The 24,755-nt window shown below is 67.0% G+C and carries 21 protein-coding genes, 6 tRNA genes and 1 pseudogene; 17 read left to right on the top strand and 11 right to left on the bottom strand.

Translation table 11 applies throughout. The annotated features are described in order from the left end of the window. Positions 1-173: 173 nt before the first annotated feature. The 3 genes from AC1DXX_RS17865 to AC1DXX_RS17855 are packed head-to-tail and all read right to left on the bottom strand — an operon-like array spanning position 174 to position 3,760. Entirely contained in the window at positions 174-1,910 is a 1,737-nt protein-coding gene (locus AC1DXX_RS17865; protein ID WP_478135539.1) for a cobaltochelatase CobT-related protein, read from the bottom strand. Beyond that, the gene (locus tag AC1DXX_RS17860; protein ID WP_478135538.1) at positions 1,907-2,899 is read right to left on the bottom strand and encodes an AAA family ATPase; all 993 of its coding nucleotides are present in this window, start codon (positions 2,897-2,899) and stop codon (positions 1,907-1,909) included. The genes AC1DXX_RS17865 and AC1DXX_RS17860 overlap by 4 nt, the downstream gene beginning before the upstream one ends. Positions 2,900-2,926: 27 nt before the next feature. Continuing rightward, a complete protein-coding gene (locus AC1DXX_RS17855) occupies positions 2,927-3,760 on the bottom strand; it encodes an IclR family transcriptional regulator (RefSeq protein ID WP_478135537.1) in 834 nt (277 codons plus the stop codon). Between the two features lie 159 nt (positions 3,761-3,919). On the opposite strand from AC1DXX_RS17855, the gene xsc reads away from it, so the two are divergent. Together xsc and AC1DXX_RS17845 are read left to right on the top strand one after the other, a co-directional pair. Then, positions 3,920-5,743, top strand: a complete 1,824-nt coding sequence (gene xsc / locus AC1DXX_RS17850; RefSeq protein ID WP_478135536.1) for a sulfoacetaldehyde acetyltransferase — start codon at positions 3,920-3,922, stop codon at positions 5,741-5,743. Further along, complete coding sequence (locus AC1DXX_RS17845; protein WP_478135584.1) at positions 5,740-6,957, top strand: acetate/propionate family kinase; 1,218 nt, start codon at positions 5,740-5,742, stop codon at positions 6,955-6,957. Before xsc ends, AC1DXX_RS17845 begins: the two co-directional genes overlap by 4 nt. 30 nt (positions 6,958-6,987) lie before the next feature. Here the strand turns inward: AC1DXX_RS17845 and AC1DXX_RS17840 are convergent, their stop codons facing one another. Next, complete coding sequence (locus AC1DXX_RS17840; RefSeq protein ID WP_478135535.1) at positions 6,988-8,481, bottom strand: MFS transporter; 1,494 nt, start codon at positions 8,479-8,481, stop codon at positions 6,988-6,990. Between the two features lie 87 nt (positions 8,482-8,568). Here AC1DXX_RS17840 and AC1DXX_RS17835 point away from each other — a divergent pair, with 87 nt between their 5' ends. Then, complete coding sequence (locus AC1DXX_RS17835; RefSeq protein WP_478135534.1) at positions 8,569-9,537, top strand: LysR family transcriptional regulator; 969 nt, start codon at positions 8,569-8,571, stop codon at positions 9,535-9,537. A 7-nt stretch (positions 9,538-9,544) separates the two neighbouring features. Here the strand turns inward: AC1DXX_RS17835 and AC1DXX_RS17830 are convergent, their stop codons facing one another. Further along, complete coding sequence (locus tag AC1DXX_RS17830) at positions 9,545-10,480, bottom strand: LysR family transcriptional regulator (protein WP_478135533.1); 936 nt, start codon at positions 10,478-10,480, stop codon at positions 9,545-9,547. Positions 10,481-10,566: 86 nt separating this feature from the next. On the opposite strand from AC1DXX_RS17830, the gene AC1DXX_RS17825 reads away from it, so the two are divergent. From AC1DXX_RS17825 to AC1DXX_RS17815, 3 genes are read left to right on the top strand one after another with little or no spacing between them, the layout of a single operon-like run. Then, positions 10,567-13,503, top strand: a complete 2,937-nt coding sequence (locus AC1DXX_RS17825) for a molybdopterin oxidoreductase family protein (protein ID WP_478135532.1) — start codon at positions 10,567-10,569, stop codon at positions 13,501-13,503. Between the two features lie 4 nt (positions 13,504-13,507). Beyond that, a complete protein-coding gene (locus AC1DXX_RS17820; RefSeq protein ID WP_478135531.1) occupies positions 13,508-14,245 on the top strand; it encodes a 4Fe-4S dicluster domain-containing protein in 738 nt (245 codons plus the stop codon). Between the two features lie 7 nt (positions 14,246-14,252). After that, a complete protein-coding gene (locus tag AC1DXX_RS17815; protein WP_478135530.1) occupies positions 14,253-15,185 on the top strand; it encodes a dimethyl sulfoxide reductase anchor subunit family protein in 933 nt (310 codons plus the stop codon). A gap of 5 nt (positions 15,186-15,190) precedes the next feature. On the opposite strand, the gene AC1DXX_RS17810 is transcribed toward AC1DXX_RS17815, so the two are convergent. Genes AC1DXX_RS17810 through AC1DXX_RS17800 form a run of 3 tightly spaced genes read right to left on the bottom strand, consistent with a single transcriptional unit; the run spans position 15,191 to position 17,899 of the window. After that, the gene (locus AC1DXX_RS17810; RefSeq protein ID WP_478135529.1) at positions 15,191-16,120 is read right to left on the bottom strand and encodes an SMP-30/gluconolactonase/LRE family protein; all 930 of its coding nucleotides are present in this window, start codon (positions 16,118-16,120) and stop codon (positions 15,191-15,193) included. 19 nt (positions 16,121-16,139) lie between these two features. Continuing rightward, entirely contained in the window at positions 16,140-17,543 is a 1,404-nt protein-coding gene (locus AC1DXX_RS17805) for a DUF2314 domain-containing protein (RefSeq protein WP_478135528.1), read from the bottom strand. Positions 17,544-17,602: 59 nt separating this feature from the next. Further along, positions 17,603-17,899, bottom strand: a complete 297-nt coding sequence (locus AC1DXX_RS17800; protein WP_478135527.1) for a hypothetical protein — start codon at positions 17,897-17,899, stop codon at positions 17,603-17,605. 123 nt (positions 17,900-18,022) lie between these two features. Between AC1DXX_RS17800 and AC1DXX_RS17795 the strand changes: the two genes are divergently transcribed. From AC1DXX_RS17795 to lgt, 10 genes are all read left to right on the top strand, one after another. Continuing rightward, positions 18,023-18,679: a response regulator gene (locus tag AC1DXX_RS17795; protein ID WP_478135526.1), complete on the top strand. Its 657-nt coding sequence runs from the start codon at positions 18,023-18,025 to the stop codon at positions 18,677-18,679. A gap of 32 nt (positions 18,680-18,711) precedes the next feature. Further along, the gene (locus AC1DXX_RS17790) at positions 18,712-20,073 is read left to right on the top strand and encodes a sensor histidine kinase (protein WP_478135525.1); all 1,362 of its coding nucleotides are present in this window, start codon (positions 18,712-18,714) and stop codon (positions 20,071-20,073) included. Positions 20,074-20,165: 92 nt separating this feature from the next. Beyond that, positions 20,166-20,360 carry a hypothetical protein gene (locus AC1DXX_RS17785; RefSeq protein WP_478135524.1) on the top strand — a complete coding sequence of 65 codons (195 nt, stop codon included), beginning with the start codon at positions 20,166-20,168 and terminating at the stop codon, positions 20,358-20,360. A gap of 84 nt (positions 20,361-20,444) precedes the next feature. After that, a tRNA-Leu gene (locus AC1DXX_RS17780) sits at positions 20,445-20,521 on the top strand. Positions 20,522-20,533: 12 nt separating this feature from the next. Further along, positions 20,534-20,611, top strand: a tRNA-Pro gene (locus AC1DXX_RS17775). A 25-nt stretch (positions 20,612-20,636) separates the two neighbouring features. Then, positions 20,637-20,712 (top strand) — tRNA-Trp (locus AC1DXX_RS17770). A 7-nt stretch (positions 20,713-20,719) separates the two neighbouring features. Continuing rightward, positions 20,720-20,795 (top strand) — tRNA-Glu (locus tag AC1DXX_RS17765). Positions 20,796-20,894: 99 nt separating this feature from the next. Continuing rightward, positions 20,895-20,970 (top strand) — tRNA-Asp (locus AC1DXX_RS17760). Positions 20,971-21,001: 31 nt separating this feature from the next. Beyond that, a tRNA-Cys gene (locus AC1DXX_RS17755) sits at positions 21,002-21,076 on the top strand. Positions 21,077-21,103: 27 nt separating this feature from the next. Continuing rightward, on the top strand, positions 21,104-21,934 hold the full coding sequence (gene lgt / locus AC1DXX_RS17750) for a prolipoprotein diacylglyceryl transferase (protein WP_478135523.1): 831 nt from the start codon (positions 21,104-21,106) through the stop codon (positions 21,932-21,934). Positions 21,935-21,991: 57 nt separating this feature from the next. On the opposite strand, the gene AC1DXX_RS17745 is transcribed toward lgt, so the two are convergent. The 3 genes from AC1DXX_RS17745 to AC1DXX_RS17735 form a co-directional block, all read right to left on the bottom strand. Further along, on the bottom strand, positions 21,992-22,285 hold the full coding sequence (locus tag AC1DXX_RS17745) for a DUF6985 domain-containing protein (protein ID WP_478135583.1): 294 nt from the start codon (positions 22,283-22,285) through the stop codon (positions 21,992-21,994). 356 nt (positions 22,286-22,641) lie between these two features. Then, positions 22,642-23,097, bottom strand: a complete 456-nt coding sequence (locus AC1DXX_RS17740; RefSeq protein WP_478135522.1) for a hypothetical protein — start codon at positions 23,095-23,097, stop codon at positions 22,642-22,644. A 120-nt stretch (positions 23,098-23,217) separates the two neighbouring features. Then, entirely contained in the window at positions 23,218-23,973 is a 756-nt protein-coding gene (locus AC1DXX_RS17735) for an ankyrin repeat domain-containing protein (protein WP_478135521.1), read from the bottom strand. A gap of 517 nt (positions 23,974-24,490) precedes the next feature. On the opposite strand from AC1DXX_RS17735, the pseudogene AC1DXX_RS17730 reads away from it, so the two are divergent. Further along, a pseudogene (locus tag AC1DXX_RS17730) lies at positions 24,491-24,755 on the top strand (hypothetical protein); the annotation flags it as partial.

Here is a 24,755-nt window from a genome sequence, read left to right as displayed (position 1 = left end):
CAGTGCTCTGAGGGATCACGCCGATGGGGTGCCTTGCGCAGCGAAATAAAGGAGGAGGCATGCGGCCTTAGGCCGCGCCGGGGGACATTCGCGGAGCAAGGTACCCCGTCGGCGTGATCACGCCCTGAACAGCAGCCCCCAAAGTGGCCCCGAATAGATCGCAAACAGCGCTCTCAGCGCCGGTGGCGCCCCGCCATGAGGTCGATCACCTCGCGGAAGATGGTGTTGCCGGTGGAGGCCGCGAGGTCGAGCACGTGGCTGCGGCCGTAGTACGGGCTCAGGTCCAGCCCGACGCCGATGCCGGCGATCTCGATGCCGCCGCGCTGCTCCTGCCGCGCGACCACGTCGCGCAGGTGGTGGTCGAGGTAGTGCGCGTCGTTGGCGAGATGCGTGGCGCTGTCCATCGGCGAGCCGTCGGAAATCACGAGCAGCAGCTTGCGGGCCTCGGGGCGCTGGCGCAGGCGCAGGCAGGCCCAGTCGACCGCCTCGCCGTCGATGCCTTCGCGGAACAGGTCGGCCTTCAGCAGCGCGGCCATGGCGGGGCGTGCGCGCCGCCAGGGCATGGCAGCGGCCTTGAAGACGAGATGGCAGCGCTCGTTGAGGCGGCCGGGGTGAAGCGGCCTGCCAGCGCGCATCCACTCGCGCTGCGCCCGGCCGCCATTCCATGCGCCGGTGGTGAAGCCCAGCACCTCGCTGGTCACGCCCGCCTGTTCGAGCGCACGCGCGAACACGTCGACCATCATCGCGACCGGTTCGGCGTGCTCTTTCATCGAGCCCGAGCAGTCGATGAGGAAGCTCACCATGCAGTCGGCCACCGGCGCCATGCGTTCGGTGCGGAACAGGCGGCGCTCGGTCGGCGAGGCCACGAGTTGCGCGAGGCGGCGGCCGTCGATCAGGCCTTCTTCCTGAGCGCCGTCCCAGCCGTCGCGCGCGGGGTCGGCCAGCAGCGCGTGCAGCTCGCGGGCGAGGCGGGCGATATTCACGCCCTGTGCGGCGATGCGGCGGTCGAGCTTTTCGCGATGCCCGGCGAGCACTTCCTTGCGTGCGAGTGTGGCGGCATCGTGCTCGCGGTCATAAGCGGTGGTGAAGACGCGGTAGGCGCCGCCTGCGTCGTCGAGCAGCTTGCTGCGGCCCGACTCGGCGGTGGTGAAGCGCTCGACGATCTCCTGGTCCATGTCGGCGACGAGGCTGAACACGCTGCGCTTGTCGTCGACCTGCGGATCGCGCGCGGCGCTGCTGTTTTCTTCGCCGGCTTCGTGCAGCATCGCGGCCACGGTGCGTGCGATGGCAAGGGCGTGCACGGCATAGGCGGCCTGGTCCGCCCGGTCGCGGCGCAGGCCGGCGAGGGCATGGCCGATCAGCGGTGCGAGCGCGAAGCGCGTGGCTTCGAGCATGTCCTCGGTTTCTTCCACCACCTGCTGGCCGCTCACGCGGGCGCGGCAGATCTGTGCGACGGCGTAGAGCAGGAGGCCACGGGCCGTGTCGGTCAGGCCGGAGTGATGGAAGGCGAGCGACCACTGTTCGTGGCGGTGCCGCAGGTTGCGGCGCATGCCGGCCATGACCTCGGGTGCGAGCGCTTCGGCGCGGAACTGTTCGAGCATCTCGAACAGCATGCGCTCGACGGGCTCCTCGGGTTGCAGGCCGGCATGGACGGCCGCGTCCGAGAGCGTGAGCCGCAATGCCAGCCCATCGGCCACGCCGCGAAACGATGCGAAGTCGTCGGTCTCCGGCGAGGGATGCAGATGCGGCGCAAACCACGGCAGGGCCACGCGCCCACGGTGCAGGCGTCGTCCGCGAAAGTGCAGGTCGCGCTCGCCGCTGAAGGCCCGCACCACCCCCGCGCAAAGCTCGGCCACCTGTTCCTCCTGCCGCACGCGGCGCTGCATCGCGCTCGCGGGCGTGTCGGTCATTCGCGCGGGCCCGACGAAAGCTGGTGCGACTCCTTCAGTTCCTGGTCGAAGCAGCGCTGGAAATATTCGGCCACCAGCGGCCGCTCGGCGTCGTCGCACTTGTTCACGAAGGAAAGGCGGAATGCGAGTGCCGGATCCTTGAAGATCTCGACGTTCTCGGCCCAGGTGATGACGGTGCGCGGCGACATCAGCGTCGAGAGGTCGCCGGCTGCGAAGCCCTTGCGCGTGAGATCGGCCACGGCCACCATCGATGCGACCAGCTTGCGGCCCGCATCGTCGGCCAGCGACGGCACGCGCGCCTGCACGATCGCGATCTCTTCATCGGCCGGCAGGTAGTTGAGCGAAGCCACGATGTTCCAGCGGTCGATCTGCGCGTGGTTGAGCCGCTGCGCGCCGTGGTAGAGCCCGTTGAGGTTGCCCAGGCCCACCGTGTTGGCCGTCGCGAACAGGCGAAAGAAGGGGTGCGGCCGCAGCACCTTGTTCTGGTCCATCAGCGTGAACTTGCCGTCGCGCTCCAGGATGCGCTGGATGACGAACATCACGTCGGGCCGCCCCGCGTCGTACTCGTCGAAGACCAGCGCCACGGGCCGCTGCAGCGACCACGGCACGATGCCTTCCTGGAACTCGGTCACTTGCTGCCCTTCGCGGAGCACCACCGCGTCCTTGCCCACGAGGTCGAGCCGGCTGATGTGGCCGTCGAGGTTGAGCCGCACGCAGGGCCAGTTCAGGCGCGCCGCCACCTGCTCGATGTGGGTCGACTTGCCGGTGCCGTGCAGGCCCTGCACCATCACCCGGCGGTCGCGCGTGAAGCCGGCGAGGATGGCGAGCGTCACGTCGGGGTTGAAGCGGTAGACCGCATCGACCTCGGGCACGTGGTCGTCGAGTCCTCCGCAATGGCTGAAGGCGGGCACCTGCAGGTCGGTGTCGATGCCGAACACCTCGCGCACGCTGAGCATCCGGTCGGGTCGCAGCGCTGCGGTATCGGTCACGGCGGGCTTTCGGGGAATGCGGGTGGCTCAGGCCTGCGCGCGGTCGGTGCCGGCATCGGCGTCGATGCGGCTCAGCGCCTGCGCGGCGCGCTGCAGCGCGGGCAGCAGCGTCTTCGCCTTCGCGGCATCGAGCCGCATGATCGGCGCCTGCACCGCGATGCACAGGTTGGAAGGGCCGTCGTCGCCGGAGGGCACCAGCGCCGCAATGCACAGCAGGCCGGGCAGGAACTCTTCGTTGTCGATGGCGTAGCCGTCCTTGCGCACGCGCTGCACTTCCTTCTCCAGCGCCTCGGGGTCGGTCAGCGTCTTGGGCGTGTACGGCTCGAGCGGCGCGTTGGACAGCAGGCGGCGGCGCTGCGCGAGGCTCATCTGCGCGAGAAAGATCTTGCCGCTGGCCGAGCAGTGCACCGGCACGCGCGAACCCGAGTGCAGGTAGAAGCGCAGCGGCGCGGCGGTTTCCACGCGGTCGAGGTACACCACCTCGCTGCCCGACAGGGCGGTGAGGTTGCAGCTCTCGCCGATTTCTTCCACCAGTTGACGCAGCACCGTATGGCGCGCACCGTGCAGGCTGTCGTTGAGCAGCAGGTTCTCGGCCAGGCGCCGCAACCGCGTGCCGATGCCGTAGTGGCGGCCGTCGCCCTCGCGCTGCAGCAGGCCCGCGCCTTCGAGCTGCTGGAGCATGCGGTGCAGCGTGGGCTTGGGCATGCCGGTTTCTTCCACCAGGCCCTGCAGCGCGTAGCGCTTGTCCTTGGCGGCCATGACTTCGAGCAGCCCGAAGAGGCGCATGGTCGGCGTGTCGCCCGGCGCCGGTTCCGCGGTTTCGGGCGCAAGCCCTTTGACGATCTTCATGGGGCGGATCATAGTGCTTTTATAAAAAACAAGACAAGACGTACCGATTTTTGTAAATTGTTTGACGACAGGGCGGTGCCGTCCTATATTCCGCCGGAAAGAAATCCGGAACAAGTGGTTCCGGATTTTGAAACGCCACCGACCGCCCCATTCCTTCAGGAGACGCCTTCCATGAGCCAGAAGCAACCCGCCGAACCCGCCCGCGAAGCCGTCACCGGCGTGCAGAAGATGACGCCTTCCGAGGCCTTCGTCGAGACCATGGTCGCCAACGGCGTGACCGACATCTTCGGCATCATGGGCTCGGCCTTCATGGACGCGATGGACATCTTCGCGCCCGCCGGCATCCGCCTGATTCCGGTGGTTCACGAGCAGGGCGGCGCGCACATGGCGGACGGCTACGCGCGCGTCTCGGGCCGCCATGGCCTCGTGATCGGGCAGAACGGTCCCGGCATCAGCAACTGCGTGACCGCCATCGCGGCCGCCTACTGGGCGCACAGCCCGGTGGTCATGATCACGCCCGAGACCGGCACCATGGGCATGGGCCTCGGCGGCTTCCAGGAAGCCAACCAGCTGCCGATGTTCCAGGAGTTCACCAGGTACCAGGGCCACGTGAACAACCCCAAGCGCATGGCCGAGTACACGGCGCGCTGCTTCGATCGCGCCATCTCCGAGATGGGCCCGACGCAGCTCAACATCCCGCGCGACCACTTCTACGGCGAGATCACGACCGAGATTCCGAAGCCCATGCGCGTGGAACGCGGCGCGGGCGGCGAGAACAGCCTGAACGCGGCCGTCGAGCTGCTGGCCTCGGCGAAGTTTCCCGTGATCCTCTCGGGCGGCGGCGTGGTGATGGGCGATGCGGTGGCGGAGTGCCAGGCGCTCGCCGAACGACTGGGTGCCCCCGTGGCCAACGGCTACCTGCGCAACGACTCCTTCCCCGCGAGCCACCCGCTGTGGGCCGGCCCGCTGGGCTACCAGGGCTCGAAGGCCGCGATGAAGCTGATCGCGCAGGCCGACGTGGTGCTCGCGCTCGGCTCGCGCATGGGGCCCTTCGGCACGCTGCCGCAGCACGGCATGGACTACTGGCCGAAGGACGCGAAGATCATCCAGGTCGAAGCCGACCACACCAACCTCGGGCTGGTGAAGAAGATCACCGTCGGCATCCACGGCGACGCCAAGGCCACCGCCAAGGAACTGCTCAAGCGCCTGCAAGGCAAAACGCTCGCCTGCGACGCCACCAAGGCCGAGCGCGCCGGGAAGATCAAGGCCGAGAAGGCCGCGTGGGAAAAAGAGCTCGACGAGTGGACCCACGAGCGCGACCCCTTCAGCCTCGACGCCATCGAGGAAGCCAAGGGCGAGAAGACGCCGACGGGCGGCAGCTACCTGCACCCGCGCCAGGTGCTGCGCGAACTCGAGAAGGCCATGCCGCCGCGCGTGATGGTCTCCACCGACATCGGCAACATCAACGCCATTGCCAACAGCTACCTGCGCTTCGAGGAACCGCGCAGCTTCTTCGCGCCGATGAGCTTCGGCAACTGCGGCTACTCGCTGCCGACCATGATCGGCGCCAAGTGCGCCGCGCCCGACCGACCGGCCGTGGCCTATGCCGGCGACGGCGCCTGGGGCATGAGCATGGTCGAGATCATGACGGCCGTGCGCCACGACATTCCGGTCACGGCCGTGGTCTTCCACAACCGCCAGTGGGGCGCCGAGAAGAAGAACCAGGTCGACTTCTACAACCGCCGCTTCGTCGCGGGCGAACTCGAAAGCGAAAGCTTCGCGGGCATCGCCAAGGCCATGGGCGCCGAAGGCATCGTGGTCGACAGGCTCGAAGACGTGGGCCCCGCGCTCAAGAAGGCCATCGACATGCAGATGAACGAAGGCAAGACCTGCGTCATCGAGATCATGTGCACGCGCGAGCTCGGCGATCCGTTCCGCCGCGATGCGCTGTCGAAGCCGGTACGATTCCTCGACAAGTACAAGGACTACGTCTGACCGATTCGCTGCTAACACTCAACGCCGGGTCGTCCTCGATCAAGGCCGCGCTGTTCGAGGCAGCCGGCGAGGGCGGTGCGCTGCCCGCTGCGCGCTGGTCGGGCGAGGCCGACGGCCTCGGCGCGGGGCTGAAGGCGCGGCTGCGCGTGCGCAATGCGGAAGGCCACACGCTGCACGACGCCGCGCTGGAAGGCGACAGCCGTTCGCACCAGGGCGCGCTGGCCGCGCTGCTCGACTGGCATGCGCGGCAGGGCGGCGGTGGCCGCATCGCCGCGGTCGGGCACCGCATCGTGCATGGTGGCGTGAACTTCGTGGAGCCGGTGCGCGTCGATGACGCGGTGCTGGCCGAATTGACTGCGCTCGAACCGCTCGCGCCGCTGCACCAGCCGCACAACCTCGCGGGCGTGCGCGCCGCGATGCAGGCCTTTGGCGGCGTGCCGCAGGTGCTGTGCTTCGACACCGCCTTTCATGCAGCGCAGCCCGACGTGAACCGCCGCTTTGCGCTGCCGCGCGCGCTGCACGACGCGGGCGTGCGGCGCTATGGCTTTCATGGCTTGTCCTACGAATCGATCGTGACGCAGTTCGCGCAGCTTGCGCCGCAGCTCGCGCAGCAACGCGTGATCGTCGCGCACCTGGGCAACGGGGCTTCGATGTGTGCCGTGGCGCAGGGCCGGTCGGTGGCAACGACGATGAGCTTTTCCCCACTCGACGGCCTCACCATGGGCACCCGCTGCGGCCATCTCGATGCGGCCGTGGTGCTGTACCTGATGCGTTCGCGAGGCATGTCGGCGGACGAGGTCGAAAAGCTGCTGTTCCGCGAATCGGGTCTGCTGGGGCTGTCGGGCGTGTCGAGCGACATGCGCGAACTCGAGGCCTCCGCCGTGCCGGCCGCTGCCGAAGCCATCGCTCATTTCACCGAGCAGGTGGTGCAGCACATGGGCAGTCTTGCCGCGGCGCTGCGCGGCGTGGATGCCGTCGTGTTCACCGGCGGCATCGGCGAGAACGCCGCTGCGCTGCGCGAGCGCATTCTCGGGCAGTGCGGGTGGCTCGGTATCGATGTCGATGCGAACGCCAACACTGCCGGCGCCACGCGGCTGACCACGCCGCAGAGCCCCGTCAGTGCCTGGGTGTTCAAGACCGACGAAGAGGCGGTGATTGCGCGGCACACCGCGCGCGCGTTGCGCCAACAGGCCGGGCATCCACCGCCTCGATGACCTGCGCCCGGCGCGCGATCCGGGCCGGCTTCACGAGGTGGGTTCGAGCAGGCCGTCCTTCGCCGGTCCCTCGTGAGGCCGTGTCTGCACCAACCAGCCCGAGGCCACCAGCGCAAGAAGCGCTGCCACCGCGGCGCAGCCGAACACGGATTGCAGCCCGTGCCCCAGCGCCGCCGTAACGGCATCCGCCGCTCCACGATGTGCCAAGGCACCCACCGCGGCCAGTTCCCGATGGATCAGGTGCGTGAGCAGCGCAGCCAGCAGTGCCACACCCGCCGCGCCGCCAAGGCTGCGCAGCATGATGGGTGCCGCCGTGGCGATGCCCATGTGCTGCGCAGGCGACACGCGCTGCGCCACCACCGTGACGATGGGGAAGAGCAGTCCGAGTCCCAGTCCCAGTGGCAGCAGGGCGGCCGACAGCGCCAGGGGCTCACCAGGAAACCAGCGCAGCACACCCACGATCAGGCCAAAGGACAGCAACATCAGCGCACAGGCCGTCCGCGCCATCGAGGCGACAGGCCTCTGTGCGCGGAGCAGCTTGCCGCTGGTCACGGCCGCCACGGTGATGCCTGCCATCAAGGGCAGCAAGTGCCACGCAGAACCGGTGGGCGACAGGTGCAAGCCGATCTGCAGGTACTGCGGCAGGAACACCACGGCGGCGTAGAGTGCAACGCCGCTGGCCATCCCGATGAAGCTGACCGCCGCATAGGCGGGCCGGGCGAACAGCGACAGCGGCAGCAAGGGGTGTGCGGCGCGATGCTGCCGCCAGACGAAAGCCAGCGTGGACGTGGCCCCCAGGCCCAACAGAAGCCACAGCGAAACGCGCTCGGGCAGATCGAGATGGCCGTGCTGGGTGGCCAGCAACAAGAAGACGAGAGCGGCCGTGAGGAGCGCTGCGCCCAGCCAGTCGATACGCATGCGCTGCCGTCCCTCCGGAGTCGGTGCTTCCGCCGGCGCCGGCTTCGATGGCAGGGTCGATGCCAGCACGCCCCAGGCCAGCGCCGCGGGCGGCACGTTCATCCAGAACGCCCAATGCCACGACAGGTGCTCCACCAGTGCGCCACCCAACAAGGGACCGAACATGGTGGACACGCCGTATGCCGCGCCGAGCAGCGCCTGGTAGCGGCCGCGCTGGTCGGGCGCGAACAAGTCGGGAACGGTCAGCATGGTGAGCGTCATCAGGCCGCCGCCGCCTGCGCCTTGCAGGGCTCGCGCAAGCACCAGTTGCCGCAGATCCTGGCTCGCCCCGCAGGCCAGCGAACCCACCAGGAACAAGCCGATCGCCAACAGCAGCATCGGCTTCTTGCCCAGCACATCCGCCAGGCGCCCGTACAGCGCAATGACCACCGTCGCGGCCAGCAGATAGGCCGAGAACACCCAGGCCAGCGGCCAGCCTCCCGTGAGCTCGCGTGCAATGACGGGCAGCGCAGTGGACAGGATGGTCTGGTCGAGCGCCGCGAGGATGAGCGTCAGCACGAGCATGGCGAATGGCAGCAGGGGCGAAGAAGTGCGTAAGGCTTTCATGGAACCGTTTCGATCGTGGCAAGGGGCGCCAGTGTCGGAATCGGCAATGATTTTGTACGGTGCAATGTATTGAACATATGATTTCGTATGGCGAACACATACGACCTCAACCTGTTGACCGCGCTCGATGCACTGCTGTCCACCGGCAGCGTGACGGCGGCCGCCGCGCGGATGCACCTGAGCACGCCCGCCATGAGCCACACGCTGGCACGCATCCGCGAGTCGTTCGGCGACCCGATCCTCGTGCGCGCCGGCCGAAAGCTCGTGCCGACGCCGCGCGCCCTTGCGCTGGCAGAGCCCGTGCGCGCCTTGCTCGCACAGGCACAGGCGTTGCGCGCACCTGCAGACGCGGAAAGCCTGGCTGCCGTGCGGCGGCGCTTTGTCGTGCGTGCGCCCGAGGGCATTGCCGTGGTGTTCGGGGCCAGCCTGTCGCAGGCGCTGGAGATCGAAATGCCGTTGGCTGCGCTTCAGTTCCTCCCTGAAACCCACGCGGACCCGGGCGCTTTGCGCGAAGGGCGCATCGACCTGGATGTGGGCAGCTTTCGAGGCGCCGATCCCGAAACCGAGACCCTGGTGCTGTCGGAGCAAACACTGGTGGGCGCCGCACGCGCCGGACATCCGCTGCTGAAGGGGTTGAAGAAGACGCCCATGACGGCAGAGCGATATGCAGCTGCGCGTCACGTCGGCGTCACGCTGCGCCAAGGCGAGCCTTCGCCGGTGGACACGGCCCTGGCCGAACTGGGTTTGCAACGCCAATTGGCGCTGCTCGTGCCGAGCACTTTCTCGGCGCTGATCGCCGCCTCGCGCACCGAACTCGTGGCCAGTGTTTCCGAACGCCCCGCACGGGGCATGGCTGCTTCGCTCGGCCTGGCGATTTTCGAGCTGCCGGTTGCGGTGCAATCCGAACCCCTGCGCATGGCATGGCACCCGCGTCACCGCGTCGACCCGGCGCATCAGTGGCTGCGCGAGTGCATCCGGCGACTGCTCAATGACCGGCGCTGGATCGTGCCTTCGGTCGCGTCGCTGACCGGGGGGGCGAAGAAAGGCGTGGTGTGAACAGGCCCTAGAGCGGGCGGTGGCCTGCGCGCGGCACTGTCGCCCCGCAATGCCGCAAGAAATCCGTGGTCGCGCGGCCCAGCAGCTTGTCGCGGTGCATCACCGTGGCCAGCCGCCGCATGCCCGCCGGCAGCCGCGTGCGCAGCTCGATCAGGTGGCCGTCTTCCAGCGCCTGCGCCACCGTGTAGCGCGAGAGGCAGGCGAGGCCGGTGCCCGAGGCCACCACGCGCTTGATGGCCTCGGTGCTGCCGAGCTCGAAGCCCACGCGCACCTGCTCGAGGTTCTGGATCAGCCAGGCATCGGTGACCTGCCGCGTGCCCGAGCCGTGCTCGCGCAGCACCCAGGTGGCTTGCGACAGCTGCCGGTGCGTGGCGATGCGGTTCGCGAGCGCATGGCCCGGCGCGGCGACGATCACCAGCTCGTCCTCGCGCCATGCGCGCACCACGAGGTCGGGGTGTGTCTGCGGTCCCTCGATGAAGCCGACATCGACATCGAACCCGGCCACCGCCTCGATCACGTCGCGCGTGTTCGCGATGTGCAGGTGCACCTGGCTCTGCGGGTGAAGCAGGGTCCATTGCGACACGCGCTCGGGCAGCAGGTATTCGCCGATGGTGAAGCTGGCCGCCACGCGCAGCGGCGCCGCATGCTCGCCGCTGAAGAGCGCCTCCACCTCGCCCGCCTGGTCGAGCAGTGCCTGGGCCTTGGGCAGCAGCGCGCGGCCGTTCTCGTTGAGCACCAGCCGGCGGCCGAGCCGGTCGAACAGCAGGGCACCCACGGAAGTTTCCAGGTCGGCCAGCGCGCTGCTCGCGGCCGACTGCGAGCGCGCGACGCGGTCGGCCGCGGCGCGGGTGCTGCCGCCGCGCGCGGTGGCCACGAACACCTCGAGCTGGCGCAGGTTGAGGCGCAGGCGCTGGGTAATCTGCTGATCTGTTTTTCCGGTCATCGTGAGCGATATTCTCCGCTTTTTCGTTTGATTGAAGCTCCCTAACATCGGCGCTGCCCCCGCTTGAAAAACAAAAAGGACCGCCCGTGTTCAGTTTCCTCTCCCGAGAGCCCGTGCACGATCCGCTCACCGCGCCGACGCCCACGGCGGACACCGAGGTCAAGACCACCACCTGCTACATGTGCGCCTGCCGCTGCGGCATCCGCGTGCACCTGCGCGAGGGCGAGAACGGGCCCGAGGTGCGCTACATCGACGGCAACCCCGACCACCCGCTGAACCAGGGCGTGATCTGCGCCAAGGGCTCCTCGGGCATCATGAAGCAGGTGTCGCCCGCGCGCATCACGCAGCCGCTGCTGCGCAAGGCGGGCAGCGAGCGCGGGGCCGGGGAGTTCGAGCCGATCAGCTGGGAGCGCGCCTACGGCATGCTGACCGAGCGGCTCGGCCACATCCGCGCGACCGATCCGAAGAAGTTTGCGCTGTTCACCGGGCGCGACCAGATGCAGGCGCTCACGGGCCTGTTCGCGCGCCAGTTCGGCACGCCCAACTACGCGGCGCACGGCGGCTTCTGCTCGGTCAACATGGCCGCGGGAATGATCTACACCATCGGCGGCAGCTTCTGGGAATTCGGCGGGCCCGACCTGGAGCGCGCCAAGCTGTTCGTGATGATCGGCACGGCCGAAGACCACCACAGCAACCCGATGAAGATGGCGATCGGCAAGTTCAAGCGCGCGGGTGGGCGCTTCATCTCGATCAACCCGGTGCGCACGGGCTACTCGGCGATTGCGGACGAGTGGATTCCGATCAAGCCGGGCACCGACGGCGCGCTGTTCATGGCGCTGCTGCACGAGCTAATCGGCAACGAGCTGGTCGACCACGCTTTTCTCAAGCGCTTCACCAACGCACCCCAACTCGTGGTGCTGGACGACTGCGAGCGCGAAGGGCTGTTCGCCTTCGACCCGGAGCGCGGCCCGCCGGGCGACGGGCGCCATCCGCACAACAAGCTGGTGTGGGACAAGGCAAGCGGCAGCGTGAAGCCCGCCTACCCCGAAGGCATTGCCGACGGTTGCGATCCGGCGCTCGAAGGCCACTACACGCTGGCCGACGGCACGCGTGTCGCGCCCTCGTTCCAGCTGCTGCGCGACCGCGTGGCGAGCTGCACGCCCGAATGGGCGCAGGCCATCACCGGCATCGACGCCGCGCGCATCCGCAAGCTCGCCCGCGAGATGGGCGAGACGGCGCTGCAGCAGGCCTTCGAGCTGCCCATTCCGTGGACCGATGCCTGGGGCAAGCAGCACCCGACCACGCAGGCGCGGCCCGTGGCCTTTCATGCGATGCGCGGCTTGGCCGCCCACTCCAACGGCTTCCAGACCGTGCGGGCGCTGGCGGTGCTGATGAGCGTGCTCGGCACCATCGACGCGCCCGGCGGCTTTCGCCACAAGGCGCCGTACCCGCGCCACATCGTGCCCAACTACCGGGCCTTCAACGACCCCGGCATGATCCAGCCCAACACGCCGCTCAACGCCGCGCCGCTGGGCTTTCCGGCCAACCCCGAGGAGCTGGCGATCAACCCCGACGGCTCGCCGATCCGCATCGACCATGCCTTCTCGTGGGAGCACCCGCTGTCGGCGCACGGGCTCATGCACAACGTGATCACCAATGCGGTGAAGGGCGACCCCTACCGCATCGACACGCTGCTGATCTTCATGGCCAACATGGCCTGGAACTCCAGCATGAACACCATGGGCGTGCGCGAGATGCTCAACCGCAAGGACGAGAAGGGCGAGCACATGATCCCGTTCCTCGTGGTGTGCGACGCCTTCCAGAGCGAGACCGTGGCCTTTGCCGACCTGGTGCTGCCCGACACCACCTACCTCGAACGCCACGACGTGATGGGCATGCTCGACCGGCCGATCTCGGAATTCGACGGGCCTGTCGATTCGGTGCGCGTGCCGGTGGTGCCGCCGACCGGGGAGTGCAAGCCTTTCCAGGAGGTGCTGATCGAGCTGGCGTCGCGCCTGAAGTTTCCGGCCTTCACCACGCCCGAGGGCGGGCGCAAGTTCAGCGGCTACCCGGACTTCGTCGTCAACTTCGAGCCGCAGCCCGGCATCGGTTTTCTGATGGGCTGGCGCGGCAAGGACGGCACCGAGCATCTGCGCGGCGCACCGAACCCGAAGCAGTGGGAAGCGTATGCGCAGAACAACTGCGTGTTCCAGTACCACATGCCCGAGACCATGCACTACATGCGCAACTGGAACCGGGCGTACCTCGACTTCGCGAAAGACAAGGGCTGGCGCCAGCGCAACGACCCGGTGCAGCTGGCGCTGTACTCCGACACGCTGCAGAGCTTCAGGCTCGCGGCGCAGGGCAAGAGCCCGGGGCGGCAGCCGCCCGATGCACTGCGCGAACGCATCGAAACCTACTTCGATCCGCTGCCCTTCTGGTACCCGCCGCTCGAAGAGGCCGCAACCGATCTGGCGGCCTATCCGCTCAATGCGCTCACGCAGCGGCCGATGGCGATGTACCACTCGTGGGATTCGCAGAACGCGTGGCTCAGGCAGATTCACAGCCACAACTACCTGCATGTGAACCCGCTCACCGCGCAGGCCGCGGGCATTGCCGATGGCGGCTGGTGCTGGGTCGAAAGCCAGTGGGGCCAGGTGCGCTGCATGCTGCGCTACAGCGAGGCGGTGGAACCCGGCACGGTGTGGACGTGGAACGCGATCGGCAAGGCCGATGGCGCGTGGCAACTCGCGCCCGGTTCGGACGAGGCGCGCAAGGGCTTCCTGCTCAACCACCTGATCAGCGAGGAACTGCCGTGCGAAGGCACCGCGAGCGGGCGCATCAGCAACTCGGATCCGATCACCGGGCAGGCGGGCTGGTACGACGTGCGGGTGCGCATCCGGCCGGCCGATCCCGGCGAGCCGAAGGAGAGCTTTCCGCAGATCGCGAGCATGCCGAGTGCGCCCGGCGTGCTGGGGAAGGCGGCGAGTGTGTTGACCTACTTTGCGGGGCGCAGGAAATGATGCAGTGGTTGAAAGACCTGATGGCCCCGGCTTCGGCTTTGCCCCCTCTCCCGCWWGCGGGAGAGGGAGCCAATCCAAACGCGCGGAGCAGGGCGAGACGCTGGCGAAGCAACTCGCCCTCGTCATCGACCTCAACGTCTGCGTCGGCTGCCATGCCTGCGTGACCTCCTGCAAGCAGTGGAACACTTCCGGCAGTGCCGGCCCGCTGGCCGACGAGCGGCCCTACGCCGCCAACCCGACCGGCACCTTCTTCAACCGCGTACAGACCTACGAGGCCGGCGCCTTCCCGGCCACCGAGACCATCCATTTTCCCAAGAGCTGCCTGCACTGCGAAGACCCGCCCTGCGTGCCCGTGTGCCCCACGGGCGCGAGCTACAAGCGCAAGGAGGACGGCATCGTGCTGGTCGACTACGACAAGTGCATCGGCTGCAAGTACTGCGCATGGGCCTGCCCCTACGGCGCGCGCGAGCTCGACGAGGAGCGCCAGGTCATGACCAAGTGCACGCTCTGCGTCGACCGCATCTACGACGAGCACCTGCCCAAGGAAGATCGCAAGCCCGCCTGCGTGAAGGCCTGCCCGACGGGTGCGCGGATCTTCGGCGACGTGAAGGACCCGGACTCCGACGTGTCGAAGGCCATCCGCGAGCGCGGCGGCTACCCGCTGATGCCCGAGTGGGAAACCAGCCCGGCCAACCAGTACCTGCCGCGCCGCATCACGCAGCCGGCCGACACGCAGGGGTGACGAAGGCATGCACCCCGCGCTCTCGATTCTCTTCTTCACCACGCTGGCCGGTGCGGCGCAGGGCCTGGTGTTCACGCTCGCGCTGGCGGCGCTGTTCGGCCTGGCCATGGCGCCGGGTTTCCTGACGCTGGCGCTGGGTGTGGCCGAGGTGCTGCTCGTCGCGGGGCTCGCGGCCTCGTTCATGCACCTGGGCCGCAAGACGCGCGCATGGCGTGCGGTGCTGATGTGGCGCACGTCGTGGATGTCGCGCGAGGTCATCGTGCTTCCGGGCTTCATCGCGCTGGTGGCGCTGTGGTGGCTGTCGCTGCAGCTCGGCGCCGGTGCGCCATGGTCGTGGCTGCTGCCCGTGCTGGTGCTGTGCGGCGCTGCCGCGCTCTGGTATTGCACCGCGATGATCTATGCCTGCCTGCGCTTCATCGAGGAATGGGCGCATCCGCTGACCATCGTCAACTTCACGCTCATCGGCCTGTCGTCCGGACTGGTGCTGGCCTGCGCGATGGCCGCCCTGGCCGGCGAGGCGCGCTTCGTGCAGGTCTTCGGTCCGTGCGCGCTGGCTGCCACGCTGGCCGCATGGGCTGCCCGCGGGCAGGCGCTGCGGCGCAACGCGGGGATCCGCCACAAGTCGACGCTGCAATCGGCCACCGGCATTCGCACCGAGAAGCTGGTGCAGAAATCAATGGGCATGTCGGCCGGGGCGTTCAACACGCGCGAGTTCTTTCACGGCGCCTCGCTGGCCGCGCTCAAGAACATGAAGCTCGGCTTCCTGCTGCTGGCCTTCGTGCTGCCTGCGCTGCTGCTGGCGTGGGGGCTGGTCAGTGCGGCCACGTTGCCCTGGCTGCTCGCGGTGGTGGTGCAGGCGCCGGGCCTGCTGGCGGAGCGCTGGTTCTTCTTCGCGCAGGCGAAGCATCCGCAGAACCTGTATTACCAGGTGGTGTCCTAGCAGTCTCAGGTCGCGAAGTTCAGCGCAAGGCCCGGCGTCGGCCAGTCGTCGATGGCAATCAGCCGGCCGCTGCCCGAGAGCGTGACGTAGGCCGTGCGCCGGTCGCGTCCGCCGAAGCAGATGTTGGTGGTGTAGCGGTCGGGCAGGGGCACGTGCTCGACCGTGCTGCCATCGGGCGCGACGATGCTGATGCCGCCATGCAGCAGCGTGGCCACGCAGAGATTGCCGAGCGCATCGACCGCCATCGAGTCGAAGCGCTGGTAATGTCCGCCCGGTGAGGCGCACAGCATGCGTCCACCATGCGGCGAAGGCCAGCCGTCCTTGCGAACGCGCCCCGGCGCGGTGATGTCGAAGGCCCAGACGCGTGCGCCTTCGGTCTCGGCGTAGTAGAGCGTGTTGCCGTCGGGTGAGAGCGCGATGCCATTGGGCGTCATCACTGGCCGCGCGATCGTGCTGGCGGCGCTGCCATCGCTGTGGCCGTAGAACAGCCCGCCGCGGTCCATGTCGCGTTCGCGCGTCTTGCCCAGGTCGGTGAAGTAGAAGCCGCCCTGCGCGTCGAACACGATGTCGTTGGGTCCGCAGAGCGCGCCGCCCTCGACCGTGTCGTAGAGCCGCTCGGCATGGCCGGTGGCAAGGTTCACGCGCTCGATGCGCCCGCCCGAATAGTCCGCGGCCTGGCCCACGGGCCGGTGGCAGCCGTCGGCCTCGGTGTGCCATTTGAAGCCGCCGTTGTTGCACACATAGACGGCGCCATCGGGCCCGATGGCTGCACCGTTCGGGCCGCCGCCGAGGTCGGCCACCACCTGCACCAGCCCGTCGTGCCGCACGCGCGTGAGCGTGCCGCGCGCAATTTCGACCAGCAGCACCGAGCCGTCGTCCATGGCGATCGGGCCTTCGGGAAACTGCAGGCCGGTGGCGAGTTCGCGGATGTGCATTGGAGGCTCCTTTCTTCGGCTACTTCTTCCCGCCCTGCATGCGCGCAATGATCTTGCTGGTCTCGTTGCCTTCTTCGCGTCCGTCGGGGTGGCGGCGCATGTAGTCGAAGAGCTTGGCCTGCGACACCTTGACCATCTGCCCGGCATGCAGGCTGGGCACGTCGACGGGCTCGTTCTTCAGCAGGCCTTCGATGGTGTCGCCGCTCCATCGTGCGACTTCCACCCACATCCATTCGTTGCCGCCGTCACGCGTGGTGAACGGCGCCTTCACGAGGATGTACTCGCCGGGCTGCAGGCCCTTGTTGAAGGCGTCGCGCAGCCTGGGCAGCTGCGCGCCGGCCGCCTTGCTGGCCGCGAGCAGCTCGTCGTTGTGCTTCAGGCGGGTGACCGAATCTTCGTCGGCACCGAAGACGGCGGTGAGCAGGGCGGTCTGCTGCGCATGGCGGTCGGGTCCCTTGTAGCGGTCGAAGCGGATCTCGAACAGGCGGTTCTGCGGATCGCCGCTTTCCCACTTGCCGTTGACCAGGGAAAGCCTGGCGACGGACGCTGCATTGGGCTTCAGGTTCGTGAGCTGCGGGTCGCGTGCGCCGGCGTGCTTCAACGCGCGCAGGTCCAGGTCGAACTGGCCGGCGCGCGGAATGGTGGCGCCTTCGACCATGGCTTGCGCGAGCATGTTGACGAGGTTGCCCATCGGCCGGTTCGAAGACCACGAGAAGTCGCTCACCACCACGTCGGGCAGGCCGAACTTCGACATGCCGAGCGTGATGGCCCGCACCAGGTTGTCGCTGCGGTAGGCATGGATCACCGTGTGCGCCGCGGCATCGGGAATTCCGTTTTCCGAGGAGGCGATGCGGCGCTTCTGCCATTCGTCGGGCGTGAAGACCTCGCGCGTTTCCTCGTCCCACAGCAGGCCGTTGCCGTCGCGTGCGACCTGCAGCGCCACCTCGGTTGCCTTGGACAGTGCGGTTCGGGCTTGTGGCGCCGGATGCGCGAAGTCGAGGATCAGTGCCTTGTCGGTGCGTTGCAGGGCCTCGGCCTGCTCGCGCGAAAGGCCGCGGCCGAAGCGCTGCAACAGGTCCGTGCCCGGCGGCCGGTACTCTTTCTGCACCGTGGTCGTGTTCCAGTTCGCGAAGACGACCGCTTCGGTCACCGAGGCTGGCGACGGCATCGAGGCAGCGAGCTTCGGCGCACCTTCCATCCTGGCGAGGCGGCTGCGCAGCGAGGCCAGCGGATCTGCCGCAGGACGCGCCGGATAGTAGATGGCGAACTGGAAATGGATCGGACCCACGACGGGCGATCCCGCGGGCACGGGCTCTCCGGGAACGGCGCGCGGCGATGCGGCCGAGGCCGATGCTGCAACGAACGCCGAGACGAGGCAGGCGAGCATCGCGGAGAAGAATGAGGAGTGAAGCGTCTTTGGCATGGGCGCCATTTTGTGGCCTCATCGCGTCGGCGAAAAGACGCTCCCGAAAATCGGCCGTGCTACCGCCGCAGAAGAGCGCGCACAAGGCCGGACTGCCGCAACCGGACGACGAGGCTGCAGCGGCTCAGGCTGCAACGCCATTGAACCAGAAGTGGAATCACGCGCGATTCGCCGTCGCGCAGACCGGGTACACCCGGGTCTTCTGCCTTGTTGGCAAGATGCGCCGCCACTGCGCCCGCTGGAGGATCGCCCGCAGCCGCCGCCCCCATGCGGTCGCCACAGGCCGAGAGAAGCATGGCGGCCAGAACCACTGCCAGCAGCGACTGGCGCCTCGAGATTCTGAAAACGGTGAGCACGAAATACTCCATTCGATCCGGGCGACCAGCCATTGCCCCCGGCGGCCCGGTGCATCGGGGGTGCCGCATTCTTGGACGCCGAACCTTTGGGAATGCTTAAGGTTGGCGCCGGACAATCCGGCCATGCACCTCCTGCTCATCGAAGACGACCTCGACCTGGGCCGTGCCCTCTCGCAAGCCCTCAAGGCGGAGGGCTTCAGCATCGAATGGCTGCGCCGCATTGCCGACGCGCCGCGTTCTTTCGAAGGCGATGCCTGCGGATGCGTGCTGCTCGACGTGAGCCTGCCCGACGGATCGGGACTGCAACTGCTCTCGCGCTGGCGGCGCTCGGGCGTCACGGTGCCCATCGTCGTCATCACGGCGCGCTCCGCACTCGAAGACCGGCTGGCCGGTCTCGACGGCGGTGCGGACGACTATGTCGTCAAGCCCTTCGCGACGCCCGAGCTGGTGGCGCGCATCCATGCCGTGCGGCGGCGCTATGCGCACCAGGCGAGCGATGTATGGGCCTTCGGCGAACTCGAGATCGAGCCGCGCAGCCATGTGGCGCGGCTCGGCGGCGTGCCGCTCGACCTGTCTCCGCGCGAATTCCAGTTGATGCTCGAACTGGCCCGCGAGCCCGGCGCGGTGATTCCGAAGGGCATGCTGTCGCAGCGGCTGGATCCATTGGGCGAGCCGGTCGACTTCGGTGCCATCGAGGTGCACGTGTCCAACCTGCGGCGCAAGATCGGCGCGGAGCGCATCAAGACGGTTCGCGGCGTCGGCTACATGCTCGCGTCATGAAGTGGCTGTTCAAGCGCAGCCTGGTGCGCCGCGTGGCGCTGTCGCTGCTGCTGGCCTTCACGCTGGCGTGGGTCGCACTGGTGGCCCACATGTACATCAGCTTCCGGATGACCATGAGCACGAATTCCGGCGTGGTGCGCGTCGGCCGAGAACTCAATTCGGTGCTTGCCGGCATCGAGCGCGAGGACCTTGCGGTTTCCGTCGTGAACACGATGGCGAAGATGCTCAACGCGCTGCGCCGCGAGGAGGGCGAGCTTCCCGGCACGATTGTCCTCATGTTGCGCAACCGCGAAGGCAAGGAGATTCATGCGTCTCCCGAGATCGCCGGCCTGACAGTGCGCGGCGAACCCGAGAAGATGGTCGACGTCACGCTCAATGGCCAGCGGTACTGGCTGTACGAGGGGCGCAACGCGCGCTGGTCGGTGTGGATCGGTGAACCGCACTCGGGAATCACGTGGCTGATCGGGTTCTTCGGAAGCTCCCTCGTCATGCCGTTTCTGATTGCGTTTCCCTTCGTGCTCGCCCCGGTATGGATCGCCGCGGCCCAGGGCATCAAGCCGCTGCGCACGCTCGGCGAGCGCATCGATCTGCGTGGCGCGGAGGACCTGTCGCCACTGGGTTTCGATCCGAAGTACGCCGAGCTGGCGCCGCTCGTGAAAGCCCTGGAAGGATTGCTGGCGCAACTGCGAGGCAAGGTGGAGCGCGAGCGCTCGTTCGTCAACGATGCGGCCCACGAGCTTCGAACGCCGCTGGCGGTGATCGGCGCACAGGCTCACGTGCTGTCGCGCTCCACCGATCCGAAAGAGCGGCAAGATGCGGCACAGCACCTGGCACATGCCATTGCACGCGGCTCTCACCTCATCCAGCAATTGCTGGAGCTGGCCACCATGGACGGATCGGTGCGCCCCGCAGTGCAGCGCATCGACGTTGCGGAGTTGACGCGGCGGCACCTGGCGCAGGCGTCGAAGGACGCATCGGACCGGCAGCTCGAGCTGATTCTCGAATCGCCGGACAGCGTGCACTTCAGCCTGCCCGTGCCGCTGTACGAATCGGTGCTGCGCAACCTGCTCGACAACGCCGTCAAGTACGTCGATGAAGGCGGGCACGTGGTCGTGACGCTGCGCCTGGAAAACGGTGTGCTGATGCTGTCCGTGGTCGACAGCGGGCCGGGCATTCCGCTGGAGGAGCACGCCCTGGTGTTCGAGCGCTTTCATCGCGGCTCGGGCACGTCCACACAGGGCACGGGGCTCGGCCTGTCGATCGCGCGGCAGGCGTGCCAGCGCATGGGCGGCACGATCGAATTGAAGCAGAGCCCGACGGGCCGCGGATGCGCTTTCGTGGTCGCCATCCGGAGCAGGCTCGTGCTCGACCCTGTGCACGAGACACGGTGTTGAAAATAAGTGACGAGACCTGTTGACGGCAGGGTAAAGACTATTTACAGTCCGACTCATTCGCGGTCCCGGCCGCACAGCAAACAGGAACCATCGTGAAAGCAGCAGCAGTGATCCGCATCGGCAGCATTCGACCCGCACCGGGTCGGGCGCTCGTGCGCGTCGCGCTGTGCGGTGGCCTCGGCATGCTGCCGCCTTTGCCGCTCGATCAATGTCCGAACCAGACCCAGGCCAATCCGTGGGATTGCGCTTGTGAGGATCAGGTGTCACCGGGTGGAGGAAGCGCGTAGGCGCGTCACTCCCAAGCGCTCTCAAGCAGAGGCCCGGACACCGAAAGGTTCCGGGCCTTTTGTTCGCGTGCCTCGGACCCATCAGCCCCGGTGACGGAACCGGCATACGTGTCCGCCTTAGAAGCGGAATTCTGGGAGTTCGAATCTCCCCTGGGGCACCAATCGTTTTTTCTCTGGGTGTAGTGTCAATCTGGTAGACGGCCTGCCTTGGAAGCAGGAGGCTGCAGGTTCAAATCCTGCCACTCAGACCATTCTTTTTTCTTCTTCCTCATTCACGCGTGTGTAGCTCAACTGGCAGAGCACTGGACTCCAAACCCAGCGGTTGAAGGTTCGACTCCTTCCGTGCGCGCCATTTATTCGTCTCGTTCGTCTAGCGGTCAGGACATCGGGTTTTCATCCCGAAGATCGTGGGTTCGAATCCCACACGAGGCTCCAGCATGATGGCCCTTCGCCTAGCGGTCCAAGGCACCGGGTTTTGATCCCGGCATCCAAGGTTCGAATCCTTGAGGGCCTGCCATTTTTCTTTCTTCTTTCGTTCCGCTAACTCAGTGGCCAGAGTGCCTCCCTGTCTAGGAGGAAGCCAGGGGTTCGACTCCCCTGCGGAACGCCACACGCATGACTTTCATGGACTCCCAGTATTCGGCGCGGTAGCAAAGCGGCAGTGCAACGGATTGCAAATCCGTCCCAGACCGGTTCGACTCCGGTCCGCGCCTCCATTTCGCGGGGGCACAATGCCGCCCATCATGTTGACGTACCCCCAGATCGATCCCATCGCCCTTCACGTGGGCCCTTTGGCCATCCACTGGTACGGCTTGACCTACCTTGCCGCCTTCTGCATGTTCATGTTGCTGGGCAGCGCCCGGCTGCGGCATCAGCCGTTTGCCTCCATCACCGGCCCGGGCGCTTGGACGCGCAAGGACGTGGAGGACATCCTCTTCCTGGGCGTGGCCGGCGTGGTGATCGGCGGGCGCCTGGGCTACTGTTTGCTCTACAAACCCGGCTACTACCTGAGCCATCCGCTGGAAATTCTGGCTGTATGGACCCCTGGCATGTCGTTCCACGGCGGGCTGTTGGGTGTGATCGCAGCCATGCTGTGGTTTGCTCACTCCCGCCAACGCCCCTGGTTGCAGGTGGCCGACTTCGTGTCGCCCTGTGTGCCCACGGGCCTCGCAGCGGGCCGCGTCGGCAACTTCATCAACGGCGAACTCTGGGGCCGCTTTGCCAGCCCTGACCTGCCCTGGGGCATGGTGTTTGCGCACAGCGGCTCCATGCAGCCGCGCCACCCCTCGCAGGTGTACCAGTTCCTGCTGGAAGGGTTGCTGCTGTTCGTGCTGCTGTGGCTGTATGCCCGCCGCGAGCGCCGTGAGGGCCAGGTGGCCGCAGCCTTCCTGATCGGCTACGGAACGTTCCGCTTCATCGCCGAGTACTTCCGCGAACCCGATGCGCACCTGGGCCTCCTCTCGCTGGGCATGAGCATGGGGCAGTGGCTGTGCGTGCCCATGATCGTGAGCGGCATTGCCGTGTGGCTGTGGGCGAGCAATCGTGAACCTTTGGTCGCCTACGGCACCCGCTGAATGCAACCGCCGAGGCGGCTCGGCGGCCTCACACAGGTTGGAACATGGCACGGAATCCTATTCGACCCGAATGAGTTGCTCGTTCTCGAACTCGCAAGAGAATCCGTGTTCACTTTCCCACGGGCATTGGCATCTGATCTGGAGTTGTCTCGGTCCTGCGTCTCTCCAAGGCAGCGTCAGTTCCCAGCGATTGCATTGAAGGATAAGTGGGGCGGCCAATGCAACGGGCTTGAAGTCGTCGTGGCCGTAGTCGATGCACTCGATGCACTCATCGTAGTGCTCGAGAACCGCTTGGGCGACATGCGATTCAATCGTCGCAATCTCGCGCAGACAGGCGTGGTATGCATCGATCTACAATTCGGTGAATTCGCCTTCCTTGGATCTGCCGGCCAACACTTCGGCCCAATCGGCCGAGTTGATGCAAACAGTGAGGGCGTTGGCAGAGCCCATGAATGGTTGCCTTTCCGATAGCTCCCATATTTCCCCTATGGGCTCGGGCCTTGCGGTGAGTCCAAATCTCGGAAGCCACATTGGATCCACGTCGTAGGCATAGACGCAGTCGAGGTGTCCCAGGACGGGATGCCGCAGCTCTTTCTTGCTGGATGGATTCATGGATGCGCTGTTGCGTGTGTCCGCTCGTTCGAAGGGTTGGGAGTCACGATAACTCGTGCTGCGCGCCCGTACCAAGGGCGTAGTCAATTGATGGTTTAAGAAACCCACCAGTCCTGCACCAGGAATGGCCTGCTTTGCCCCGGCACGTACACCATGATGTGCCCTCGCCCGCACAGCGGGCCGCAGCGGGTGCCCAAGTAGCGGATGGCCACTGCGGCGATGGGGAGCTTCGAGTCGTTCATCAAGACCGTGGAGGCGCCGCTCTCCAGAGCGGCCAACACCATGGCCTTCGCCTCGCCATCCAGGGCCCCATTGACTTGCGTACAGCCGTTCTCACCCTTGACAGTGGTCGCAGCCGACAGCAGTGCGGATGCCCGTTGACTTTCGATGAGTGCAAGCCGTTCTGCCTCCGTCGTCCATGGAGAGGACGGGGCGGCGGCTTTCCTGGCCAGCTCCTGCCGATCCAGGAGCACGGTGACGCCGCTCAACGTGATCGAAAGACAATCCGGAGGTGGCTTGGGACGCTGTGCGACCGTGCGTGTCTCGTCCACGTCAGTGCCCGATGCGGGGCGATCGACTGGCGCTGCAAGGAGGAGTGTGGAAGCAAGCATTGGCACCATGGCAAACAGTGTTCTGCGACACAACGATTGGAAAGACATCTTGCGGTGCGCCTAACGTGAAATGCCCGCAGACGTCGCCCGCTCGAACAGTTCGATCCAATCAACATCGCCACGCTTTCGGGCGAGCGAGACGGGAGAGCTGCCACGGTTGTCCTGAGCATTCGGGTTCGCGCCGCGGGCAAGCAGGAAGCCCGCCAGCTCTCGGTTGCGCAGGGCCGTGGCAAGCATCAGTGGGGTGGTGCCCCGAGGGAGGCGGACATCGACCTCCAACCCAAGCGCCAGCAGGCGATCCGCCCAGCGGTGTTGCTGTGCGCGGCCTGCATCGTTCGTGGGCACCGGCGCCATGGACATCCTGTGCAACGCCGTCGCGCCGAAGTCGCCGACGTGCAACGGGTCTGCGCCGCGGGCCAGCAACAGCTCCGCCGCCCCGTAGTGCCCGCTGCTCAGTGCGGCAAACAAGGGCGTGTCACCGCCGCTGTCGAGTGGCCGGTCCGTTCGAGCACCGGCATCGAGCAGCATGCGCACTTCCTCCTGTTCACCGAATGACGCGCTGAAGCCCAGCATGCTGATGCCCGAGAGGCAGGCGTTGGGGTCGTCTCCGCGCGCCAGCAGCCCCGCAAGCTCGGCGCGCCGCCCTTTTCCAAGAACAAAGGCGATCGCCGGAGCATCCTGGGTGGCACGCTTGAGCGCCTCATCTGAGTAGTCGTCGAAGTCGGTGCCTTCCGGGGGCTCGGGGCAGCGCTTCAATGGCGCGGCTGCGCAGGCGGCCATCACGAGCGACAACAGCCCAGCCGCCAGGCGTTTCACTGGCCGCCTCGCACATGGGCGTTTGTGGCGTCGTCCATCATCTTCCGCATCTCGACATGCTTGCCTTGACTCTGCAACTGCTTGGCCTCCAGACACTCCATGTCACCAAGAACCCCATGGCCTTCGTGTGCAGCTCGATGTTACCCAGGTGCTGATGCGACTCCGGTCCGCGCCTCCATTCATTTTTTCAACTCCCGGTGGGTTGCCGGAACCCGCCGCACGACCGTACTGTGTGGTGCTCCCCACAGTGCCGGTAATCTGAAAGTACCAATGAAGCGGTGCTGGGCCTGTGTCGGCACAGCTTCGTCTTTGCCGGGAAGAATGCGCGGGCTATCATTTCATTCGCATGGTGTCTGCGGGTCATGCAGCGTGCGCAGTTTTGCGTGCGGTGCAGGGATCGGGCCTGAGCTTCGTTGATCAAGGCCAGCTGCAGCAGGAGCGGTGAGTTCCGCTAGACGATCGCATCGGCGCTCCGGCGTGCGATGGCGGATCGAGGGTCACAGGGAGAGAAAAAAATATGGCGGATTTCACATCGATTTCGATAGGCGCGCTCCTGCGCGTGGGTACTTCGCAGCGCGACCGCCTGCTGGTGCTGCACACCCCCTTGGGCGCCAACAAGCTGCTGGCCGAGCGCCTCGACGGCGTGGAGTCCCTCGACGGCGGGGGCTTCCGCTTCGAACTCACCGCGCTCAGCGACGACGCCCACATCGAACTCAAGACCCTGATGGGCCAGGGCGTGCGCCTCGATCTGCAGACTGCCCAGAGCCGCACCGAACTGCGCC

It is taken from the genome of Variovorax sp. P4_B10, from assembly GCF_056402375.1.
The sequence above is the reverse complement of the archived record's forward strand: the minus strand, read 5'-3'. Positions and strand labels throughout refer to the sequence as shown.

Coding starts and splice junctions, on each gene's coding strand:
- AC1DXX_RS17795 (WP_478135526.1), top strand. CDS start 18,023: ATGCACCTCCTGCTCATCGAAGACGACCTCGACCTGGGCCGTGCCCTC.
- xsc (WP_478135536.1), top strand. CDS start 3,920: ATGAGCCAGAAGCAACCCGCCGAACCCGCCCGCGAAGCCGTCACCGGC.
- AC1DXX_RS17815 (WP_478135530.1), top strand. CDS start 14,253: ATGCACCCCGCGCTCTCGATTCTCTTCTTCACCACGCTGGCCGGTGCG.
- lgt (WP_478135523.1), top strand. CDS start 21,104: ATGTTGACGTACCCCCAGATCGATCCCATCGCCCTTCACGTGGGCCCT.
- AC1DXX_RS17865 (WP_478135539.1), bottom strand. CDS start 1,910: ATGACCGACACGCCCGCGAGCGCGATGCAGCGCCGCGTGCGGCAGGAG.
- AC1DXX_RS17835 (WP_478135534.1), top strand. CDS start 8,569: ATGGCGAACACATACGACCTCAACCTGTTGACCGCGCTCGATGCACTG.
- AC1DXX_RS17805 (WP_478135528.1), bottom strand. CDS start 17,543: ATGCCAAAGACGCTTCACTCCTCATTCTTCTCCGCGATGCTCGCCTGC.
- AC1DXX_RS17855 (WP_478135537.1), bottom strand. CDS start 3,760: ATGATCCGCCCCATGAAGATCGTCAAAGGGCTTGCGCCCGAAACCGCG.
- AC1DXX_RS17810 (WP_478135529.1), bottom strand. CDS start 16,120: ATGCACATCCGCGAACTCGCCACCGGCCTGCAGTTTCCCGAAGGCCCG.
- AC1DXX_RS17840 (WP_478135535.1), bottom strand. CDS start 8,481: ATGAAAGCCTTACGCACTTCTTCGCCCCTGCTGCCATTCGCCATGCTC.
- AC1DXX_RS17830 (WP_478135533.1), bottom strand. CDS start 10,480: ATGACCGGAAAAACAGATCAGCAGATTACCCAGCGCCTGCGCCTCAAC.